General features: G+C 32.0%; 15 protein-coding genes and 1 other RNA gene. 13 read left to right on the top strand and 3 right to left on the bottom strand.

Annotation, left to right across the window (positions count from 1 at the left end):
* The first annotated feature begins 31 nt into the window (after nucleotides 1–31).
* Nucleotides 32–499, top strand: a complete 468-nt coding sequence (smpB, locus tag BGI23_RS24820; RefSeq protein WP_001123905.1) for an SsrA-binding protein — start codon at nucleotides 32–34, stop codon at nucleotides 497–499.
* 126 nt (nucleotides 500–625) lie between these two features.
* Nucleotides 626–980, top strand: a transfer-messenger RNA (tmRNA) gene (gene ssrA, locus BGI23_RS24815).
* Nucleotides 981–1312: 332 nt separating this feature from the next.
* Here the strand turns inward: ssrA and BGI23_RS24810 are convergent.
* Nucleotides 1313–2146, bottom strand: a complete 834-nt coding sequence (locus BGI23_RS24810) for a DUF5677 domain-containing protein (RefSeq protein WP_070807146.1) — start codon at nucleotides 2144–2146, stop codon at nucleotides 1313–1315.
* A gap of 694 nt (nucleotides 2147–2840) precedes the next feature.
* Between BGI23_RS24810 and BGI23_RS24805 the strand changes: the two genes are divergently transcribed.
* The 11 genes from BGI23_RS24805 to BGI23_RS24755 all read left to right on the top strand — a co-directional run bounded on the left by BGI23_RS24805 (nucleotide 2841) and on the right by BGI23_RS24755 (nucleotide 19114).
* The gene (locus BGI23_RS24805; RefSeq protein ID WP_070807145.1) at nucleotides 2841–3332 is read left to right on the top strand and encodes a hypothetical protein; all 492 of its coding nucleotides are present in this window, start codon (nucleotides 2841–2843) and stop codon (nucleotides 3330–3332) included.
* Nucleotides 3333–3352: 20 nt separating this feature from the next.
* Entirely contained in the window at nucleotides 3353–4573 is a 1221-nt protein-coding gene (locus BGI23_RS24800) for a hypothetical protein (protein WP_070807144.1), read from the top strand.
* Between the two features lie 348 nt (nucleotides 4574–4921).
* On the top strand, nucleotides 4922–5674 hold the full coding sequence (locus BGI23_RS24795; RefSeq protein ID WP_070807143.1) for a hypothetical protein: 753 nt from the start codon (nucleotides 4922–4924) through the stop codon (nucleotides 5672–5674).
* A gap of 391 nt (nucleotides 5675–6065) precedes the next feature.
* Nucleotides 6066–6629: a restriction endonuclease subunit S gene (locus BGI23_RS24790; protein ID WP_070807142.1), complete on the top strand. Its 564-nt coding sequence runs from the start codon at nucleotides 6066–6068 to the stop codon at nucleotides 6627–6629.
* 20 nt (nucleotides 6630–6649) lie between these two features.
* The gene (locus BGI23_RS24785) at nucleotides 6650–8263 is read left to right on the top strand and encodes a type I restriction-modification system subunit M (protein ID WP_070807141.1); all 1614 of its coding nucleotides are present in this window, start codon (nucleotides 6650–6652) and stop codon (nucleotides 8261–8263) included.
* Nucleotides 8256–9428 carry a restriction endonuclease subunit S gene (locus tag BGI23_RS24780; RefSeq protein WP_070807140.1) on the top strand — a complete coding sequence of 391 codons (1173 nt, stop codon included), beginning with the start codon at nucleotides 8256–8258 and terminating at the stop codon, nucleotides 9426–9428. Before BGI23_RS24785 ends, BGI23_RS24780 begins: the two co-directional genes overlap by 8 nt.
* A 30-nt stretch (nucleotides 9429–9458) precedes the next feature.
* Nucleotides 9459–12509 carry a type I restriction endonuclease subunit R gene (locus BGI23_RS24775; RefSeq protein ID WP_070807139.1) on the top strand — a complete coding sequence of 1017 codons (3051 nt, stop codon included), beginning with the start codon at nucleotides 9459–9461 and terminating at the stop codon, nucleotides 12507–12509.
* Between the two features lie 537 nt (nucleotides 12510–13046).
* Nucleotides 13047–14384 (top strand): TniQ family protein, encoded by a 1338-nt coding sequence (locus tag BGI23_RS24770; protein ID WP_083322814.1) that lies wholly within the window; start codon nucleotides 13047–13049, stop codon nucleotides 14382–14384.
* A gap of 3 nt (nucleotides 14385–14387) precedes the next feature.
* Nucleotides 14388–17051, top strand: a complete 2664-nt coding sequence (locus BGI23_RS24765) for a TnsA endonuclease N-terminal domain-containing protein (RefSeq protein WP_070807137.1) — start codon at nucleotides 14388–14390, stop codon at nucleotides 17049–17051.
* A gap of 7 nt (nucleotides 17052–17058) precedes the next feature.
* Nucleotides 17059–18204, top strand: a complete 1146-nt coding sequence (locus tag BGI23_RS24760; RefSeq protein ID WP_046648812.1) for an AAA family ATPase — start codon at nucleotides 17059–17061, stop codon at nucleotides 18202–18204.
* 4 nt (nucleotides 18205–18208) lie between these two features.
* Nucleotides 18209–19114 carry a TniQ family protein gene (locus BGI23_RS24755; RefSeq protein ID WP_070807136.1) on the top strand — a complete coding sequence of 302 codons (906 nt, stop codon included), beginning with the start codon at nucleotides 18209–18211 and terminating at the stop codon, nucleotides 19112–19114.
* Nucleotides 19115–19682: 568 nt separating this feature from the next.
* Here the strand turns inward: BGI23_RS24755 and BGI23_RS24750 are convergent.
* Both BGI23_RS24750 and BGI23_RS24745 read right to left on the bottom strand, forming a co-directional pair.
* Nucleotides 19683–20648, bottom strand: a complete 966-nt coding sequence (locus tag BGI23_RS24750; protein WP_070807135.1) for an NAD-dependent epimerase/dehydratase family protein — start codon at nucleotides 20646–20648, stop codon at nucleotides 19683–19685.
* A gap of 95 nt (nucleotides 20649–20743) precedes the next feature.
* The gene (locus BGI23_RS24745) at nucleotides 20744–21259 is read right to left on the bottom strand and encodes a TetR/AcrR family transcriptional regulator (RefSeq protein WP_070807134.1); all 516 of its coding nucleotides are present in this window, start codon (nucleotides 21257–21259) and stop codon (nucleotides 20744–20746) included.
* Between the last annotated feature and the right edge of the window lie 472 nt (nucleotides 21260–21731).

The following is a 21731-nucleotide window of genomic DNA, read 5'->3' as shown; positions in this document are numbered from 1 at the left end:
TACAATAGTAAAAATAGAGGAGGGACGTTATATGCCAAAAGGTTCAGGTAAGGTTATTGCACAAAATAAAAAAGCATTTCATGATTATTTCATCGAAGAAACATATGAAGCAGGGCTTGTCCTTCAAGGAACGGAAATTAAGTCGATTCGCGCTGGACGCGTGAACTTGAAAGATGCGTTTGCTCGTGTACATAATGGTGAAGTATGGGTTCATAATATGCATATTAGTACGTACGAACAAGGGAATCGTTTCAACCACGATCCGCTTCGCACGAGAAAGTTACTTCTTCATAAAAAAGAAATTGAGAAGTTAGCTGGTGCTTCAAAAGAAACAGGATACGCACTAGTTCCAGTTAGAATCTATTTGAAAAATGGATTTGCGAAAATGGCACTTGGTTTAGCAAAAGGTAAGAAACAATACGATAAACGTCATGATTTAAAAGAGAAAGAAGCTAAACGTGAAATTGCACGCGCGTTCCGTGATCGCCAAAAGATGTAATACAAATATTTACATTTGTAAAACGGCGCGCGTATGTTATAATAACTTATGTAAGATTGTTGCACATTGAAAAACAGCTCTTAGTAGCTATCACGAAATTTTCTTCGTATGCTCCATTTTTATCATGGGGACGTTACGGATTCGACAGGGATAGTTCGAGCTTAGGTTGCGAGTCGAGGGGATCGGCCTCGTTAAAACGTCAAAGCCTATAATTGGCAAACAAAACAATCTTTCTTTAGCTGCTTAATTGCACTAAAGGTTCCTCCCTCCATCGTCCATGTGGTAGGGTAAGGGACTCAAACTAAGTGGACTACGCCGGAGTTCGCCGTCTGAGGACAAAGGAAGAGAACAACCAGACTAGCAACTTGGAAGCCTGTCGATAGGCTGAAGAGTTTGCGAAATGCTAATATATCGACTACACTCGTAGAAGCTTAAGTGCCGATATTTTTGGACGTGGGTTCGACTCCCACCGTCTCCACCAATACATATTTGGTGGTTTTTTTATTTTGTATGTGATATGAACCATAAGTTTGCCGAAACGGCAAGCTTATGGTTCTTTTTGTTTGCGGCAAGCTTATGCTTCTTTTTAAGTATGAAAATTAGTGTTTGGTCAGGGTTTAACTAGTGATTCTATTCTTATAGGGATAAATTCACAAGAAATTCAATAAAAAAAGGTGGCGAAAAAATGAGGGCACTGAAAAAGTGATTGCTTTGAAAAAACAAAGGAGTCCATAACCTGTATATGATAGGTGGTGAGCTCCTTTTTCTTATTAGGTGGACTTTTTCAGTGACCTCGAAAAAATGCCTTCCTTTTTATTTTTTTATACTTCCGATTTCCTCTTTTAGTGATTTTTTCATATTTTTAAACAAACTTTTCATTCGTTTGTTATGGTATTTTAGAAATTCCTCTGTATTATCGTTAAATCGTGCAATGAGAAAATCCATTATTTTTTCTTGTAACATAATAGAATCTTCTACAAGTTGATAGCAAATCTTTTCAGTTCTTTCATTCATAAATTCTTCTCCTTCAACAGTAACAACCAATTCAAAAATTTTAGTGAAGGTGAAAATTACAAATAATCGAATCATTAATGGCTCATTATTTTTAGAAATTGTAAAATTGAGATTTTCTTGATAGTAATCAATAAGTCCAAAATTACAATGGCTGAATCGAGATAATACATCATAGAAGTGAGTAAAATATTTCTTATCTAAGCCCATTTTAAAGGCACTCGGGTTTTCTTGTTTTCCAATCTCCTCCTGATTTCGATTTACTAGTACCCCATCTGATTGAACGTTATAAAAGGCTAACGCAACTTTTATAGGATTTTTAATAAAGTTATCAAGTTTGTGTTCATTTTCATGTAGATATCGAGTACTTAAATAATTTTCAAAAATACTTCGTACTAACATCATTACATCCTCATTGTGCCCAGCTTTTAATAAATGTCGGATACTTATTAGTGTCTTAGTACTTTTAGTAAAAGAAAAGTACTCAAAATCATATGTAAGCTTTACAGATGTGACGTTATAAGATAAAAGGTCATGTGTTCCATAGGGGAAACATGAATAATCCACAAATTTCTTGGATTGCAAAATAAATTGATTTAGAATTTTATCTAATTTTTTGATATATTGTTCTTCCATTAATATCGCCTCCTTCTTTGATTTAAACAAAATATTGTATCAAAGGAAATCAATAATATAGTTTTTATGCTATTCGTTATAAAATTTTGTGCAATGTTATGCTTTCAAAATAAACCTTCTGCAAGTTTAGGGATATTTTGAATGAAGATTTTACTAGAGCTTAAAATCCATATCTTTATTAGTTCGCTTTTGATAACATATTTCCATTTACTTAACGTCCTTAAGCAAATGGAAATACTCATAATAAAAATGTATTTATGTTTTAAAGGGGTTAATGTAAAATGAAGTTAATATATGGATTAATAAGGAATTATATGAAATGTGGATGAATTCCAAAGGAATAAAAAAGATAAGAAGACAAAATTTTGTTTTTTAAGCTGTTAGAAATCATTTATTTAGGTAAGAAGCTTGATATTAAGTAGATAAAGATGTTCTTTATAATGAGTAACAAATATTTTTTAAAATTTAAGTCTTGATTTATGATCAATCAGACTAGAATGGCAGATGCAACTAGAGGAGGTAAGAAAAGAGTAATTAAAAGGAATGTGAAAATTCAATTCAATTACCATAATAGATGCCGAGGTCAAATGAAAAATTTTATCATTCCAAGAACAATGTATAGGGAACAGGTTGCGTAGGTGTTTTATTCCTATCTCACATCAGTGGTCCAGTTCAATATAAGGGCGGTGTTTTAATGACTAAAGGTGATAAATTGATTTCGACTATAGGATACGTATTAATAGTGTTGGCTATCGTTAATATGATATATCCAGATTCAAATATTATGGGCTCGAATTTTAGAAATGGTGTTTCAGTATTCACTTTTTTTTATGCTTTATCAGCTGGATTGACTACAATTTCAGAAAATAAATTTAGAAAGTCCTGGAATTCTTGGTTAAGTAATATACTGTTGATATTGGCTATAGGATTAGGCTTAACAGTGGGATGGTTAACAAATATAGACATTTTTAAAAATAACATTATTACACCTATAGTTGATAATTTTATCTCTAATGGGACACTTATGATACTAAATCTAGGTCTTTTATTCGTAAACATTAGACTTAATGAAAAGAAAGAAGAACAAAAAGAAAAAATATATGAACAAAGATTAAAAGATGAAGTTAGATTAGCTAAAAAAGAAGTGTTACAAGAGGTTCTAAAAAGTGTGAAAAAAGATAATTAAATAAGGGAGATTGTTTTTAGATGGATGCTTATAATAAGGTTGTTGTTGAAAGTGATTATAGAGTTAATTTAGAAATGAAAAGAGATGGGGAAAAACTTTTATCATCTTGGCAAATTTCAGCCTTTATTGAAAACTTATCAAGAAGTTATTATAAGAATGAGTTGCTAAATACTATTGAAAGTTACCTTAATAAAGGAACAGATTTAGAAAATATATTCATAATAGATGAATCTTTTAAGTTAAATAACATTTATAAAAATCTTGGCATTTTAAATCTTAGAAATGAGAGAGATGCAAAGACCTTATATCATTTGGGAAAAACCATAGGAATGTTTCCGAATGAAAAATTAATAAAAATAAATTGTATGTTTGAGATATTCAGGAAAGTAAATGAGACCCTAAGTGAATACAAAGTAAAGGGTTTGAATAAAAAGAAGTTAAGTGGTTTGATAACTTTTTCTATAAGCCCGAACACCACGATGATAGCAATAAAAGAAAAAATTATTAGTTTAGCAAATGAAAATCTCAATCAATCAAGTCAAGAAGAAGTAAGAGATAATGAACAGAATAAAAAAATAGATCGAAAAAAATTAGCCAATTCTTTAGAATCCAGTACTGTTCAGGTAATGTCATTTTATCAAAAGATGGAATCTGATTTCATAAGTCTCGCTATTACAAAAGAAAGTATCCTTGCAAATGATATTAAAGATATTAATAAAATGCCATCTAACATAGCAGGATATTTTAATACTTTTAAATCAACTTTTGATACTCTGATTAGACCTATAATTGGTATTTATAATCCCAATGACAATAGTGTCGAAATTATTTGTAGAGACTTTATAGATAAAACTTTATATGTTGAAGAGAATAAACGATTTTTAGATATTAAAAGTATTTCAAGGAATAGTCCGTTAACTGTTTGTATTATTTTGGGTGTAGGTGGCTTAACGTTTTTAAGTAGGCATATTACGGTAGCGCTGGATGAACGTTTATTACAGAAACAACAAGTTGAATCTGCTGTAAATATTAGTGAAGACCAGGAAATAGCGGATCTAATGAATGAAATTAAACAAGCTATTGAAGAACGGGAAAATAACAAAGAGATAAATATTACAGATGCTACCCAAGACATACTTGATAATTTAAGAAGAGGTAATGAAGAACGGTTTATAGAAAATGCTAAAGATTATGGCTTTCTAAATGAACATGCCATATTAAAAGTGAGAAAAGAAGCGTAAGTCTGCATTTTATGCAGGCTTATGCTTCTTTTGTAAAATGATAATAATGTTATTTAATTTTAAAGCTCAAACAAACATAACCTCGTTCTAAATTTAAGGTATTTCACTATACTAAAAAATAACAATAAAGCCGTTTGAAAATCTAAGCTTTATCTAATAATAGTGCTCTTTAATAAAAAAATCAGTCCATCATTATTATCGAAGAAAAAAACTCCCCGTTGTTCAATAAGATTAAAAAGAGATTTAGTTACCAATTTTATTTATAACAACTTCAGAAGTGCTTTTTAAGTTTTTTGCACCAGAACCATCAAAGAAAATGAAAATAACATACAAAAAAGAGGTGTTTTTATGGTATCAGTTACTCAGAGGCTTTCTAAAGTTAAACAGCCACGAGGTGGATATATTAAACCTAAAGATTTCAATACTATCGAATTAAATGATGGTATTGATTTGTATGAAGAAGAAAATATACATAGTACTTTGATTGGATTAGCCGTTGATTATCTTGCTCGGTTTACTATGGGAACTTCTTTAGAAAAAGCTTTTAAAATTTCTCTTAGAGGTGCATTGAGGGTTAATGAGAGTGATTATGCAGAAGAATTATTAAACGGCATTAGCGGTCTTGATGATACTTCGATAGAAAATGCGTGTAAATTGGTAGGATTTGATACTGCTTTTAGAGCTGGTATTGCAAGTTATAAGCCAGTACATACTATTCAGCCAGATTTCTTTACTAGTTCTAATATTAGAACTATGGTAGAGCGTAGTAGGGGCTTTAACGATAATTATGGACCGATTGTAAAAGATGGTTTTACTTTTGAAGGTGGTTATACTGAGCTTATATCAAGTGGAGATGGTGATTTTTTAACTGAAACGACTTTATGGGACTTTAAAGTTTCAAAGAAAGATCCGACGAATAAAAACACTTTACAGTTGCTTATATATTATTTAATGGGTGTTCATTCTATTCATTCCGAATTCAAACAAATTGAGAATTTAGGGATATTTAATCCTCGTTTAAATAAAGTCTATTTATTACCGATAAGCACAATATCTAGTGAGATCATCAATGAAGTTAATACTACTGTTATAGGATATTGATGAACTTTTTTGAGAAATTGTAAATTTGAAATAAAGTTGCGGTGTTTAGAAAAAAGTTTAACCATTTATAATGAAGTTTAATCAAAATAATGGCTTAATTTCAATGAGAATCCTTTCGTATCAATATGTTTATAAAAATTAAATTAGTAATTAGAATAGATGCAACCATTTTAATCAATTTTTGTTTAAAATGGTTGTTTTTCATTTACCAAAAGATAAAGATTCATCCAATATTTAATTTCATTAGTAGTTTCAAAAATTATGGGTATAACTCTTTTTGGACTTAGTATATGTTTAGTAATTTTAAAGAATTACTTGTTTTTGTTTTATCCACATGGTAATATTAAATCTGTTATTAAGTAATTCGCAAGAATTACAAAGGAGGGGTGGCATGAAAATAGATGAGGTTGCAATAATTAAAGTAGGTCAAAATATCTCAAGAATCCCTGAAGAAGAGCTACATAACAATATTTTTTATACATTTGATAATTTGAATTTTGATTTAACACATATAGATGAAGAATATGTGAAAAAGAATAAGAATTCACAAAGTAATTATCTCACTTATAGAGGTGATATTGTAATTAGTTTTGTAGGCACAAAGGCAACTGTCATAACAGAAAAGAATCAAGGAAAGTTACTTAATCAGAATTTTGCCAAAATCATTATTGATGAATCATTGATTGATCCGTACTACTTTTGCTATGTCTTAAATGAGGCAAATCAAATTCGTAAACAAAAATTTATGCTTATGCAAGGTTCTACTTTACCAAAGATGACACCAGCTATTTTAAAAGATTTACATGTTAATCTGCCTGAACTTCAAAAACAACTATTGATTGGTAGAGCTTATTTTAACTTATGTAAAAGACAATATTTATTAAAAAAACAATCTGAATTAGAAGAACAATTTTTTTTGGAATTAATTCAAAAATCAGATGTAGACAATAATTAACTTTATTAGGAGTGGGCTAAATGGAAGAAAAAAACTCGAAAACATTATACCAAGCATTATGGAATTCAGCTGATATTTTACGATCTAAAATGGATGCAAATGAATACAAAAGTTACTTATTAGGTTTAGTCTTTTATAAATATTTGTCAGATAAAATGCTTCTTCACGCGACTTCATTGTTAGAAGAATCAACGACAGATTTAGTGGAGGCGCAAAAGGTATACGCTGAAGCGTATGATGATGAAGATGTAAAAGGGGATTTACTAGAAGCATTACAATATGATTTTTCTTACACGTTAGAACCTAAACTTACGTTTACTGCGCTTGTGCAAGCTATCCATAAAGGTTCTTTTCAATTAGAAGATTTGGCACAAGGTTTCCGCAATATTGAACAATCGAGTGAAATATTTGAAAATCTATTCGAAGATGTCGACCTTTATTCAAAAAAATTAGGCTCCACACCTCAAAGGCAAAACCAAACAATTGCCGAAGTTATGAAGGAATTGGCAGTACTTGAGTTGGCGGGACATGCAGGAGATGTACTAGGGGATGCTTATGAATACTTAATCGGTCAGTTCGCATCTGATTCAGGTAAAAAAGCAGGCGAATTCTATACGCCACAAGCGATTTCAACACTAATGACAAGAATTGTTTTGCAAGGCAAAGAAAATCAAAAAGGTTTTTCTGTGTATGACCCAACAATGGGATCAGGTTCACTTCTATTAAACGTGAAGAAATATTCAAATGAATCCGGAACCGTTTCATACTTCGGACAAGAATTAAATACGTCTACATATAATTTAGCACGTATGAACATGATTTTGCACGGTGTAGATACAGCGAATCAACATTTGAATAATGCAGATACATTAGACCAAGACTGGCCAACAGAAGAACCAACGAACTTTGATGGTGTATTAATGAATCCACCTTATTCAGCGAAATGGTCTGCGGACAAGGGTTTTTTAGATGATCCTCGCTTCTCTATGTATGGTGTCCTATCACCCAAGTCAAAAGCAGATTTTTCCTTCTTATTGCATGGTTTCTATCATTTGAAAGATAGTGGTGTAATGGCGATTGTTTTACCACATGGTGTGTTATTTAGAGGAAATGCAGAGGGTAAGATTCGTAAAGTTTTATTAGATAATGGTGCAATTGATACGGTAATTGGTCTACCGGCAAATATCTTCTTTAACACATCGATTCCAACGACAGTTATTATCTTAAAGAAAAACCGTTCAGCAAGAGATGTATTGTTTATCGACGCATCAAATGATTTTGAAAAAGGAAAAAATCAAAATTTCCTAACAGATGGGCATATTGATAAAATACTTGATGCTTATATTCAACGTGAAGATGTTGAAAAATACGCTCATGTTGCTTCATTCGATGAAATTGTTGAAAATGATTACAACTTAAATATCCCACGTTATGTGGACACATTTGAAGAAGAAGAAGAAATTTCACTTGTGGAACTATCAGGCGCAATGCAGCAAACACAGCAAGAATTGCAACAAGCTGAGCAAAATCTATTTGCCATGTTGAATGAATTGAAAGGTACGAACGAAGATGCTCAAAAAGAACTTCAGCACTTTATTCAAGCATTTGGATTAGGTGGTGGAAAGAGTGAGTAAGAATGTTCCTGAAGTGAGGTTTGAAAGATTTAGTGAGGAGTGGCGTCCAATAAATTTATCGGAATTAATGGATTTTTCTAATGGTATTAATGCTCCTAAAGAAAGTTATGGAAAAGGTAGAAAAATGATTAGTGTTATGGATATTTTAGATAAATCTTATTTGAAATATGAAAATATTAGAAGTTCTGTTGAAGTGAGCCCTTCTATTGAAGAAAAAAATAAAGTTGAATATGGGGATTTAATTTTTGTTCGTTCTTCGGAGGTGGCTGAAGAAGTTGGATGGTCCAAGGCTTACTTAGAAAAAGAATATGCTTTATATAGCGGGTTTTCAATACGAGGGAAGAAAAAGGGGAGTTTTAATCCTAGCTTTATTGAATTATCTTTAAATTATATAAATCGTAAACAAATTGAGAGAAAATCGGGAGGAAGTACTCGCTTCAATATAAGCCAAAAAATTTTAAACACTATTGAAATATTAAAAGCCCCTTACGAAGAACAACAAAAAATCGGCAATTTATTCAAACAATTGGACGATATAATTGCTTTGCACCAACAATTGGTCAAACAGCACCAACAATACAAAAAAGCGATGTTGCAAAAAATGTTCCCACAAAAAGGCGAATGTATGCCGAAAGTTCGTTTTGATGGGTTCAATGGAGATTGGGAGGAAAAAACATTAGGGGAAGTATCTAATATCACTACTGGGAAACTGGATGCCAACGCTATGAAAGAAGATGGCCAATATGACTTTTATACATCGGGGATTCAAAAGTATAAAATAGATATTCCTGCTTTTAAAGGGCCTGCAATTACAATTGCAGGAAATGGTGCTACTGTGGGATATATGCATTATGCAGATGGCGAATTTAATGCATATCAAAGAACATATGTGTTAACAGAGTTTAAAGCTGATAGAAGATTTTTGTTTTCTGAAATAGGAAATAAATTACCGAAAAAAATTAATCAAGAAGCTCGAACTGGGAATATCCCTTATATAGTTAAAGATATGTTGACAGACTTGAATGTCTTATTACCTTCAAATCTAGAACAACAAAAAATTGGTGCATTTTTTAAACAACTTGACGATACAATTGTCCTACATGAGAAAAATCTTGAAGGTTATCAACAATTGAAAAAAGCATTACTACAGAGCATGTTTGTTTAAGCAATTAAAAATTGTAAAAGGGGTGGGCATATGGTTCGTAATTTTGTACTTGAATCAGAACTAGAAGATAACTTAATTCAACAATTAATCAGTGGTGAATCTCAGTGGACGTATCGTGGGGATTTACATACAGAAGGTGAATTATGGGGAAATTTTAGAGAGAAGCTTGAAAACAATAATAAGGATGTATTGAATGATGTTCCTTTAACAGAACAAGAGTTTCGTCAAATTCAAGAACAATTACACTTCGTGAATTTCTATGAAGCTGCTAAATGGTTAGCGGGGGAAAATGGAATTGCTAAAGTGCAAGTGCAGCGTGAAGATGCTGCACTTGGTACGATTCGCTTAAAAGTATTGAATCGAGCGGATATTGCTGGTGGCATGTCCTCTTATGAAGTGATTAATCAATATCAAAGTAATCGTCGTACAAAAGGGGATCAAGAACGTCGTTTTGATGTAACTTTATTAATCAATGGTTTACCGATGATTCATATCGAATTAAAAAATCGAAAGCACTCCTATATGGATGGCTTTCGACAAATTAAAAAGTATCTGAAAGAAAATAAATTTACAGGTATTTTCTCTGCGGTTCAGATGTTTGTTGTGTCGAATGGAACGGACACACGTTATATCGCAACAGCGCGTGACGAAAAATTGAATGAACAATTTTTAAGTAAATGGGTGGACCATGAGAATCAGCCCGTCAACAGTTACTTAGATTTTGCTAAAGCGGTATTATCTATCCCACAAGCGCACAAGATGGTGACGCAATATACAGTCATTGATAGTGCGAAAAAAGCATTGATTTTACTTCGTCCTTATCAAATTCATGCGATTGAGGCCGTTAAAGAAGCCTCTCGTCGACAAGAGTCGGGTTATGTATGGCACACAACTGGTTCAGGTAAAACTTTAACATCGTACAAGGTGGCACGTAATCTATTACAAATACCATCCTTACAAAAGACTATTTTTATCGTGGACCGAGTTGACTTAGACCAACAAACAACAGGTTCATTCGAATCGTATGCTGAACATGATGTGATTGAGATTGATGAAACAGACAATGTAAATGATTTGATTAAAAAATTATTGTCTGATGATCGAACAGTCGTTGTGACAACGATTCAAAAGTTAAACCATGTAATGAAGCGTTTTGAAGGACAAGAAGATAGCAAAAAGGCGATGGCATTAAAGAAATTGAAAGTTGCATTTGTGGTGGATGAATGTCACCGAGCTGTATCACCAAAAAAACAAAAAGAAATTAAAGAATTCTTTGTTTATTCTTTATGGTACGGATTCACAGGAACGCCTATTTTTGCGGAGAATGCAAAAAAAGTACTGGGCGACCTGCCACGTACAACAGAAGGACAGTATGGACAAAGATTACATGAATATACCGTAAAAGAAGCGATTTATGATAAAGCAGTACTTGGTTTCCAAATTGAATATAAAAGTACTTTTTCAGAAGAAGAACTAGATGATGCTTTAATTAAATTTGATAGTGAAATGGACATCAGTAATCTAACAATGGAAGAAAAAGAGGCTCGTTTACCCAAACGTGTATATGAAGATGAATGCCATATGTTAGAAGTCATTCATTCAATTATCAATAAATCACGTAATAAACTCGGCTTTCAAAATGGGGTTGGTAATACATATAATGCGATTCTCACAACTTCTTCGATTGCACAAGCACAGCGCTATTACGACTTGTTTAAACGTGTAAAAGCTGGAGAAACTACAGTGCAAATTAGTGAGAAAACGAAACGGATTCTTCCTGATTTCCCTAAAGTGGCTATGACGTATTCTATTTCTGAAAATGAAGAAACATCAATCGAAAATCAGGAGAAGATGAAAGAAGCTTTGCTGGATTATAACAAGGAGTTTGATACAAGTTATACGATTGAAACGATGCGGGCGTATAACCGTAATGTTAATGACCGATTAGCACGTAAAAAAGAACAGTTTCTTCCACGTTCTGAACAATTGGATATTATCATTGTCGTAGATCGGTTATTAACTGGTTTTGATGCACCATGTTTATCAACCTTATTTATTGATCGACCAGCGATGAAACCACAGGATTTAATCCAGGCATTTTCACGAACAAATCGTTTGTTTAATAAAGCAAAGAAATATGGACAAATTGTTACCTTCCAAACACCAAAAATTTTCGAAGAAAAGGTGAAACAAGCACTCATTCTTTACTCAAATGGTGGAGAAAATGAAGTGACTGCACCGACTTGGGAGGAAGCACATCAAGCGTTCTTAACAGCTATTGAAGAATTACGTGAAATAGCGCCCGTTCCCGAAAGCATTGATATAGAAGGTATGGAAAAGCCACAATTGAAAAAATTTGCGAAGGCCTATCAGGCACTAGACCGTACTTTTGCGAATATTCAAGTGTATACCAAATATAGTGATGAACAATTAGGAACGACTTATCCAATTCGTTTAGATGAAATTGAGGAATATCACGGTAAATACGTCAACGTCTTAGAAAAACTACGAAAAGAAAAAGAAGATGTAGATGATATAGAAATCAATATCGAATATGAGCTCGAATCAGTAAAAACAGATGAAATTAATTACGAGTATATTTTACAGCTAATCCAAGCATTTTTACCGAAAACACAAGAAAAAGAGAATGTGGAATTATCATCACAAAAAATGGTGGATGAAATTAATCAATATATTCGTTGGTTGAAGAAAAGTAATCCGAATTTAGCAGAAATCATGGAAGAACTGTGGACGAACATTCAAGCGAATCCAGAAAATTATCGTGACCAATATGTATCTTCATTATTAGAAGAAATGATTCAACAAACGATTAATGCACTTCTTGATACGTTTGTACAAACGTGGTGGGTACAAAAAGAGGAATTGGAATTTATGGTTGCAAACTATAACCCAAATCATGAAAGGCAGAATGGTGAAGCGGAATTAAAACGAACGAGTGATTATGCTGCATACAAAGAACATGCATCTGATCCAGTAGCTAAATTAAAGTATTGGAAAACTGTCAAAAATGCCTTTGAAGATATGATGGTTCAAAATATATTACCATTGCAAAAGCGATAGTTTAAAAGAGAGTTCAATGTATATTTTATAAGACTTAGCAATGATATACTAAAAGTCATTGGAACTCACATGGTTAATTATAGTGTTGTTCAGATTCTGATACTTGATGAATTTGAAATAGCTATTTAGAATTGGGATTTTTTAATCAATCTTTTTTATAAAAACTAACTCTACTTCGAAATTGAACCCACGCATTTTGATTAATCTTTTTTCAAAATGCGTGGGTTTCTTCTATTAAAAAGCCAACATTCATAACATGCTTTTAATCAAAATTTATTCCAGCTTAACAAGAAAGGTTTCATGTATTATTTCATCCCCAGTTGCATAGAAATCATTGCTTGGATTATCTGTCATGCTTCAATCTCTGCTTTACGTTTATAAATATCCCATACAAATCAAAGGTAATATATAGTGTATATAATCAACCGGTGAAACCGGCTCACATAATTGGTTTGCTACACATCGAATAAATCCGTTTGAAAGTTTATATGTGAGCAAATATGTCCATATTTGTAATAGGATATTTTACAAAGAGCGGTGTTGAAATTGCATTATGCATATTCAAAAAGAAGTCAATTATATGGAGTCAAACCTATAGGAGTAGGAAGTCCCTATATGGAATGCCTAACAAGTTACTTAATTAGGTTATCAGAAGTACATAAAGTTTATCCGTCATCGTTACTTTCTTATATCGTTGCACCTGTACTTAATAAAGAATTTCTTATCAACAGTGTTAAAAGAGGTGGAAATAGATTTTATGATGGTGCTCGAACAATTAATGCTTTTGAACAAAATGCTATCGATATGGTAACTGTTTTAGAAGATCGAACAGGAGTACAGCATTTGGATCAATTGACATTAATAGGATTGAAGGAAGTAATTCCATCACGATATTTATTAAAGAAACAACTTTCCTGGTGCCCAGCATGTTATGAAGAGCAAATGAATAATGAAGAAAGTAATTATAATCCATTATTGTGGCACCTGGAGGTAGTTAAGGTATGCCTTAAGCATAAATGTAGATTAGAAATACATTGTCCTTTTTGCAATAAAAATCTCCCTATTTTACACAGGAAAAGTCAAAACGGATACTGTGTATATTGCAATACATGGTTAGGTATAGAAAAAGGTAACAATCAAAATTTACATAATCTAGAGCTTAATTACAAAATAACTTTAATAGCGGAACAATTTATAAATCATAAAGAAGAGATATCGGTTTCAGGAAATAGACAACAAATCATTAAAAATTTAAATTATCTTGTTGAAACCTATGAACAGGGGAATCTACAAAGGTTTGCGAAAAACTTAAACTTAGCAAAAACAACTCTTTGGGATTGGTGTAAAGGAAAGGTTTTACCACCCCTTCCTAGGATTTTTGAAATATGTAGCTTATTTGATATTTCACCGATTGATTTTTATACCCAAGATATTAGTGCGAATAAAAATCTAATTACTTTGAATGTAGAGACTCTTTTAAGGAATCGGGGTACAAGAGAAATTAGATTTGATTGTACTAAGGCATTGTCCATACTTAGAGAATATGCCAGCAATTCAGAACGAATTATTTCTATGACTGAATTAGCTAAGTTGATAGGCTATCCAAAAAGAACACTTTATGAACATTTTCCAGACTTATGCAAGATTATTTCTGCAAAGAATAAAGAATTTATTAAAAGACGAACACAACAGGCCTATGAAGATAATTGTTTAATAATTGATAACTGTGTTGAAATTCTAGAGAAGCACGGCGTATATCCGAGTAGAAGAAAGATAGAAGAAATTGCTGATAAGCCGGGGTTACTTAAAGATAAGAAGTTAAGAGAGTATTTAAATAGATTGGTGCAAAATGAATTTTTTAATGACAGGAGGTAAGTCATGTTCAGTGAACAGGAGTTTCAAAGCTGGTGTATTTTGTTGGATTTTACCAAAGAGGCGGTTAGTACAATTCAAAAAATCCGGACATCACCGCCCTCTCGTAGTGTTAGGAGTTCGAAGAAAAATTTATCTGGTAAATACCCAAGTAAGAAAATGGGGATGTCTATTCAATACGAGAGTTATACAGTTGAATTAGTTGCTATGTACTTAATGGAATATGATGATGATGTACTCGAATATTATGATCAACCTATTACCTTAAAATTAGATTATTTTCGGGAAAATGGTAAGAGAATCTCCTTTTATTATACCCCAGATTTTTTAGTGTTAAGAAAAGATGGTGCACAGATTGAGGAATGGAAAACAGAAGAACAACTAATTAAGCTTTCAGAAAAAGATCCAGTGAGGTACTTTAAAGATGAAGAGGGAAACTGGAGATGTCCGCCTGCAGAAATTGCAGCCAGTCAATTAGGCTTGTATTTTGTTGTTCGATCATCGGCTGAAATAGATATAAACGTACACAGAAATCTTATATTTCTAGAGGCGTATCTCAAGAATGGACATTATACAGTATCAGAAGAGAAGAAAAAAGAAATCATTAATATTCTTTCTTCGAATTTAGGAATGAAATTATCTGAACTGCTCGCTTCTTTAAAAACAACAAATGCTGATGATGTATATACATTGATTGTGAAGAATGAAATATATGTGGACTTGGTGAAATATATAATTGCCAATTCTAATGATGTACCAATTTTTTTGAGTGAACAGCATAGTAACGCATTTGAAAGTATTAATTCAACAAAAACTGAAAATATTCATCCTGTAACAACTGTAACAATAGATGTTAATGCGACAGTTATGTGGGACGGAATTGTTTGGAGGATTGTAAATGTAGGCTTTCAATCCATCTCGCTTTATTCGGATGAAAATGGATTATTAGAACTACCTAAAATACATTTTATAGAGTTGCTGAATAACGGTAGGATAGCTCTCAAAAATGAAAAAGAGGAGAGTAGAAAGTATGTACCCTTTATAGAAGATATATTAGAAATGGGACCAGAAGAGTTGGCAAAGGCTAATAGAAAAATCAATGTAGTTAAGAGAAAATTAAATGATGAAAAAATATCTAGTAGTGAAGTTTCTGAAAGAACTTTGAGACAGTGGGTAAAAGACTACAAAGAGGCCCAACAGATATATGGAAATGGATATATAGGTTTATTACCTAAAAATCAAAGAAAGGGTAATCGAGAGAAAAAGCTTCCAGCTGAAACAATATCTCTAATAGAAGAAGTAATTGAAAGGGAATATGAAAATCTTAAACAGAAGAATAAAACCATTGTATACGGACAGCTAGTCATTTTATGTGAAAGTAAAAATATTCCTGTTCCGAGCTTTAAAACATTTTGTAAGGCTATTAAGCATAGAAATCGGTATGAACAAGTCAAGAAAAGACAGGGAGAACGAACAGCTTATAAGTATGAGCCTTTTTATTGGAATTTAGAAAGAAGCGTTCCAAAACACGGGGATAGACCTTTTGAGATTACACATATAGATCATACACAGTTAGATATTCAGGTTGTATGTTCTAGAACGAGTAAAGTATTAGGAAGACCGTGGTTAACTTTATTAGTGGATGCTTACTCTAGGATGGTCCTTTCCCATTATATTACCTTCGAGTCACCTAGTTACAGATCAGTGATGGTAGCATTGAGAGAATGTGTGCGTAAATATCATCGACTTCCACAATCTATTGTAGTGGACGGAGGAAAAGAATTTCACAGCATTTATTTCGAAACATTTACAGCTATGTACGAAATTAACAAAAAAGTAAGACCACCAGCAAAAGCTAGATTTGGAAGTGTAATTGAAAGATTGTTTGGCACTTCGAATTCTAATTTTCTTCATAATCTAAGGGGGAATACTCAAATTATGAAGAATGTTCGACAAGTTACCAAGGCTGTAAATCCTGTAAATCAAGCGATATGGACTTTGGAAAATTTGGAAGATGTATTTGAAAAATGGCTAGTGGAGGTATACAGCAATAATGTACATCCATCATTGGAAGGGCTTACGCCTAATGAAGCACTAAATGAAGGCATATATAGAACAGGAGAGCGGAAACTTGATTTCATCTCGTATGATGAAAATTTTATCGTTACTACTTTGCCGTCTACAAGGAATGGGGTAGCTAAAGTGAATTTACGTACAGGTATTAAAGTGAATTATATAAATTATTGGAGCCCTGCTTTAAATAATTCTAAACTTGAGGCGAAAAGTGTACCTGTGAGATATGATCCATTTAATATCGGAATTGCTTACGCGTATGTAAACAAAAAATGGATAACGTGTACCTCAGAATATTATCATGAATTAAAAGGGAAAACGGAACGAGAGTTAAAATTGGCTATGGAGGAGATTAAGAAAAGAAAACAAAATCATGTCAAAGGGTATAGCGTCACGGCTAAGAAAATTGCTGAATTTATTAATAATATTGAGGAAAAAGAGAAATTAATGGCAGAAAATATGAAGAGGCAATTGTCTTCTAAAGGGGATCAAAACGAATTTGAAGAAAAATATCCTTCTGCTATTTCATCAAAAGCTAAAGATTTATTGGAAAATATGGAATTCCAAGAGTTTAATATCTATAAGAAGGGAGGCTGAAATTAAGATGAATAAATATAAAGAGAGTGAGAATATACCTTCATTTGTTGAACAAGATAAGAAGTTAAAGCAATTTGAAAGTTTTGTGGTAGGACATACTATAATTGAACAAGTCAAAGAACAACTCATATCTTGTATCCTTAATCCGGCAGGAACCTTTATCTTTTTAGTTCTTGGACCAAGTGGGGTAGGAAAAACAACTTTAGCTCAAGTGTTAGAAGAATATTTCATTGAACAAATGAAGGAAGAATTAGTAAGGGATCGAGGGAGAATTCCTATAGTAAGAACTGAAGTTGTAGGATTTGATTCTGGAAAATTTACTTGGAAAGATTATTATTATCGAACTTTAGAGGCATTACAGGAACCCCTTATAAATCATAAGGTTATTATAGAAAACCAAACGGATAATGTGCAAAATTCTAAAATTAACTATCATAGCAGATCTACCTGGTATGCGTTAAGAGGCTCTCTTGAGAACGCATTTAAGTTTCGAAGACCTGTAGCCTGTATAGTGGATGAAGCGCAACATTTGCTAAAAGTATCAGGATCTAAAAGTTTACAAAATCAACTAGATACTATTAAGTCTTTAGCAAATCAAACAAAAGTACCTCACATATTAGTTGGTACATATGAATTAAAAGAATTTTTTAATTTAAGTGCTCAGCTTAGTCGTAGGACAATTAGTATACACTTCCCAAGATATAAAGCCAGTAAAGTAGATGAATACCGTACATTTTTATCAGTGATTCATATGTTGCAAAAAAACATGCCTCTAGAAGAAGAACCAAATTTATTACAGCATGCAGATTTTATTTATGAGCGTACATTGGGCTGTATAGGTATATTAAAAGATTGGTTAACTCGTTGTCTCGGAGATGCTCTTCATAATCAAAAAAGCACTATTACAAAAGAAATTCTATATAAATATGCTATGCCAATCCAGGCTTTAGAAATGTTGTATGGGGAAATTGAACAAGGTGAAGCTTTATTTGCTGAAAATGAACAACATAGGATGAATTTCTTATATAAAATAGGATTAAAAGAGAGAGAGGAAAAGCAAGCGGAAAAAACAGTTGCAACTAGAGGGCGTAAGGTAGGAATGCGTAATCCAAAAAGAGATCCTGTAGGTAAACAAGATTATATGGAAGGCTGAAAATATGGATATATCTAAAAAGCTAACAGTTAGTTATTTCTATCCTATAAAACCTATAAATATTGGTACTCCAATGGTTGAATGTTTAAATAGTTATCTTAAAAGACTTGCTGATGCACATAATGTTAAATTAAGAACCCTTGTTTCTCATATTATTTTTTTGCATCCAGAGAAGCGTCACTTACTTTCTAAAGAACCTCAACTAGGAAGTTTTAGCAATCAGGCTTCTTATTATAGTATGGCAAAAAGTACATTGATAATTGCTGAATCCTTAGAACTGCTAACGTTACAAAAAGGTTTTAAATACATGACGATGTTAACTTGGAAGGATGTCGTATATTCTCAGGAGTTATATAATTTTGATAAGAAGTGGTGTCCCCACTGTCTTGATGAATGGAAGAAGGTTGATGAAGAAATATATGAGCCATTTATTTGGTATTTTGCTTGTGCCACTGTATGTTTGAAGCATAAAAGGAAATTAGAAGCTTTGTGTCCTAATCCAAAATGTAGGAGAGCACAAGCAGCTATTAGACAGTCTCGGGGGCATTGTTATATATGTGGTAATTGGTTAGGACAAAGCGAATATGATTTTTCGGAAAAGCAATATGAGATAACTCAAAGAGATGAATGGATTAATAAAAGTATAGGAGAATTGTTACAAGTAGCTCCATACATTGTTCCTCCGACAATAGAAGAGCTCGCTTTAATGCTTGAACATTATGTAACAGTTCTTTTTCAAAGTGACCATCGTCAGTTTTGTAAAGCGTTAGGAATACATCCCATGACTCTAAAAGCAATTATGCTTAGAAAAAAACGGATATCACTACACGCACTTTTATCATTAAGCCTATATACTAAAATTCCATTGTTAAAGTTACTGAACTTGTCTTATAAAAGTTCTAATGACTAAAATAGTAAGGTTTAAATACCTCAGATAATAGGTATTTTTATTTGTCCTGTTGTAACATTCACGGCAACTTTATGGGTTAATAATTAATCCACGGCAAAGTTATGCTTCTGTTTTCCTCGAATAATCAACTAAATCTCTTCAAAAACATGTGATTTCCGGCAAAGTTATGCTTCCTTTAGTGGCAACTTTATGGGTAAAGTCACATTGTATATAACAGGAAGCATAAGATGGCCGTTTTGGCCAACTTATGCTTCTTTTAGTTTATGGTCAATTTATATTTCCGATGGAGGAGTAGCTTTTTTTAACTAAGTATGAGGTTTTTATAAAAAAGTTAGACTACCTCTACTTTCTATGCTCAACAACTAAGCCCTTTAATTAAGTGTTTAAACTGTTATTATTGAGAAGAAAATGCAACTTAAAAAAAAGCCTGTTAGTTATCCTATTGAATATATGAATATTCCTTATAAAGGGTATAGTATTTCAATGATTTTAAGTTATTAATCAATCAATAACTTAAAATCATTGTTAAATAAATAATTATTTTCTACTCATAATTTTGTTCTAAATTTTAATCCTCTATTCTTTTCGCCTTTTCCATCAAGAAGGTTAACGTTTCTTTTAACCCATCTTTATAAGGTGTAGCTATTATTTTACCTATTCTATTTTCATATTTTTCTCCGCTTAGAGTAAATCCTTCTTCTGTAAGATACATAATCTCTACTACTTCTTTCATAACTGGGTTAAACAATCCACTTATACGGATTGCGTTCTTATTTAATGGAATAACCATTTTCTTATTACCGGTAATTTCACGTGCCAATTTTATTATTTCCTTTCCTGAAATCAATCCAGAACCAGGTATATTCCAATTTTCTCCGTAAGAATCATCTTTGTTTGCTATTTCTATAATCATTTTTGCCGCATCTGGTAAATAGACATATTCTCTTGGTGTTTTTAAGTTACCAATAAAAACAGAGATTTTATTTTCTGCAAGTCCAGTCAATGTAGGATGTAAATAAGAGTTCTGCGAAGTTATACCATAATAGTCCGGCAATCTAACAATTAATGCTTTTGCATTTCTCCATTTCTTATCAAATATTAATTTTTCAAATTCAACCCTAATTTTCCCTTTTTTTGTATGAGGTTGTTTAGGATGATTTTCATTTCCTTTAGTTACTTGGTGACCATAAACATATATTCCATCAACAATAACTATTTTCTTTTCTAAAATATCTGCTGCCTTCATGACATTTTCTCCAAGTAAAAGGAGCTTATCTGCCATTTCGTGATATTGAACATTCGCACATTGAAATATAATATCTGCATCTTTTGCAGCTTCAACGATAGTTTTATAATCAAAAATATCACCTAATTTATAAGTTAACAAAGGTGTAGAACCATGCTCTTTCATTAATTTTTTTAATTTACTTTTTGAACGTCCAAATGCAATAACTTCTATTTCTCTAGATAATAGTTCTGATACAATCGCTTGGCCTGATCCGCCTGTTGCTCCTAATACAATTGCCTTTTCCATATTATAAATCCCCCTTTAAATTTTGATTCGCTTAATAAGTTATTTATTAATCAATAACTTATTTTGAAATAAAAAACCGAATAGAATCGGTTAGCTTATTTTCTTTCATTATAAATGAGCTCTGGTAAATCTAAGTAATAAGAAATATTGCAAAGTATTCCTCTAGCTAAGAAAGTTGTTACTTCCTCTTCTGCATTTTGAACATTCGCTGATTGGAATCTCTCCAAAATATAACTTCTAATACGCGACAATCCAGCTTTTGTACAGTCTCTTATTGTACCTTCTGTAACTGAAAGTCCTATTACCTGTAAGGCAATTTCATTAGGATAAGATATAGACAGCTTTTCATATGCTTCAACCATTTTAATAACAATATTCTCAGGATTGGATTCCACATTTTTAAATGTTTGAAGTATTCTTTCGAATGCTCTTTCCAGCGCTGCAACAAATAATTCTTCCTTAGTTCTAAAAAATCTAAATATATAAGGTTGAGAAATTCCAACTTTTTCTGCAATTAATGCTGTAGTAGTACTATAATAACCTTTTTCTGCAAATACCTTTAATCCAGCTTCAAGGATTTCTTCCTTTCGATTTTCCTTCCTCTGATTCATTATATGTCAGCTCCTCAAAAATAGTTATTGATTGATTACTTACAAAAATAATAACTTATTCTAATTTAAGATGCAACATTTTTTCTTTTCTAATTCATTATATGTCAGCTTTTTAATTTTTTATTGATTAATTACTAATTTTTATCCGTTTTATTTTTTGATTGAATAGTTAAGATATCGCATCTTTGTTATAAATAGTGAATCTTTTTTCAAAGCGGTTAAACTTTATTTCAAATCTATACTAATTAAATGAAGAATACTTAATTGTAGGTAAAGCTGAAAAGAGCGGCAAGGTTATGGGTTAATCAAAAACTTTGGGCAATAATATGCTTCACATTTTATAAGCATATCCTAAAAAAAGAGGGACTTACTAAGATAATATGGTTCTTTTTGTTTGCGGCAAAATGATGTTTCTAGTATTTGAAGAACATTTTTCATGTTGCTTTTTAACTAAAGTCACAGTGCTTATAAA

The organism is Bacillus sp. ABP14 (assembly GCF_001831375.1).
Taxonomy (GTDB): domain Bacteria; phylum Bacillota; class Bacilli; order Bacillales; family Bacillaceae_G; genus Bacillus_A; species Bacillus_A paranthracis.
Note: the sequence above shows the minus strand (reverse complement) of the source record. Positions and strands in the feature narration are given on the sequence as shown.

Bases quoted from the DNA above. Each gene is read 5' to 3' on its own strand.
- smpB (WP_001123905.1), top strand. From the start codon at position 32: ATGCCAAAAGGTTCAGGTAAGGTTATTGCACAAAATAAAAAAGCATTT.
- BGI23_RS24810 (WP_070807146.1), bottom strand. From the start codon at position 2,146: ATGGAAGAACAATATATCAAAAAATTAGATAAAATTCTAAATCAATTT.
- BGI23_RS24805 (WP_070807145.1), top strand. From the start codon at position 2,841: ATGACTAAAGGTGATAAATTGATTTCGACTATAGGATACGTATTAATA.
- BGI23_RS24800 (WP_070807144.1), top strand. From the start codon at position 3,353: ATGGATGCTTATAATAAGGTTGTTGTTGAAAGTGATTATAGAGTTAAT.
- BGI23_RS24795 (WP_070807143.1), top strand. From the start codon at position 4,922: ATGGTATCAGTTACTCAGAGGCTTTCTAAAGTTAAACAGCCACGAGGT.
- BGI23_RS24790 (WP_070807142.1), top strand. From the start codon at position 6,066: ATGAAAATAGATGAGGTTGCAATAATTAAAGTAGGTCAAAATATCTCA.
- BGI23_RS24785 (WP_070807141.1), top strand. From the start codon at position 6,650: ATGGAAGAAAAAAACTCGAAAACATTATACCAAGCATTATGGAATTCA.
- BGI23_RS24775 (WP_070807139.1), top strand. From the start codon at position 9,459: ATGGTTCGTAATTTTGTACTTGAATCAGAACTAGAAGATAACTTAATT.
- BGI23_RS24765 (WP_070807137.1), top strand. From the start codon at position 14,388: ATGTTCAGTGAACAGGAGTTTCAAAGCTGGTGTATTTTGTTGGATTTT.
- BGI23_RS24760 (WP_046648812.1), top strand. From the start codon at position 17,059: ATGAATAAATATAAAGAGAGTGAGAATATACCTTCATTTGTTGAACAA.
- BGI23_RS24755 (WP_070807136.1), top strand. From the start codon at position 18,209: ATGGATATATCTAAAAAGCTAACAGTTAGTTATTTCTATCCTATAAAA.
- BGI23_RS24750 (WP_070807135.1), bottom strand. From the start codon at position 20,648: ATGGAAAAGGCAATTGTATTAGGAGCAACAGGCGGATCAGGCCAAGCG.
- BGI23_RS24745 (WP_070807134.1), bottom strand. From the start codon at position 21,259: ATGAATCAGAGGAAGGAAAATCGAAAGGAAGAAATCCTTGAAGCTGGA.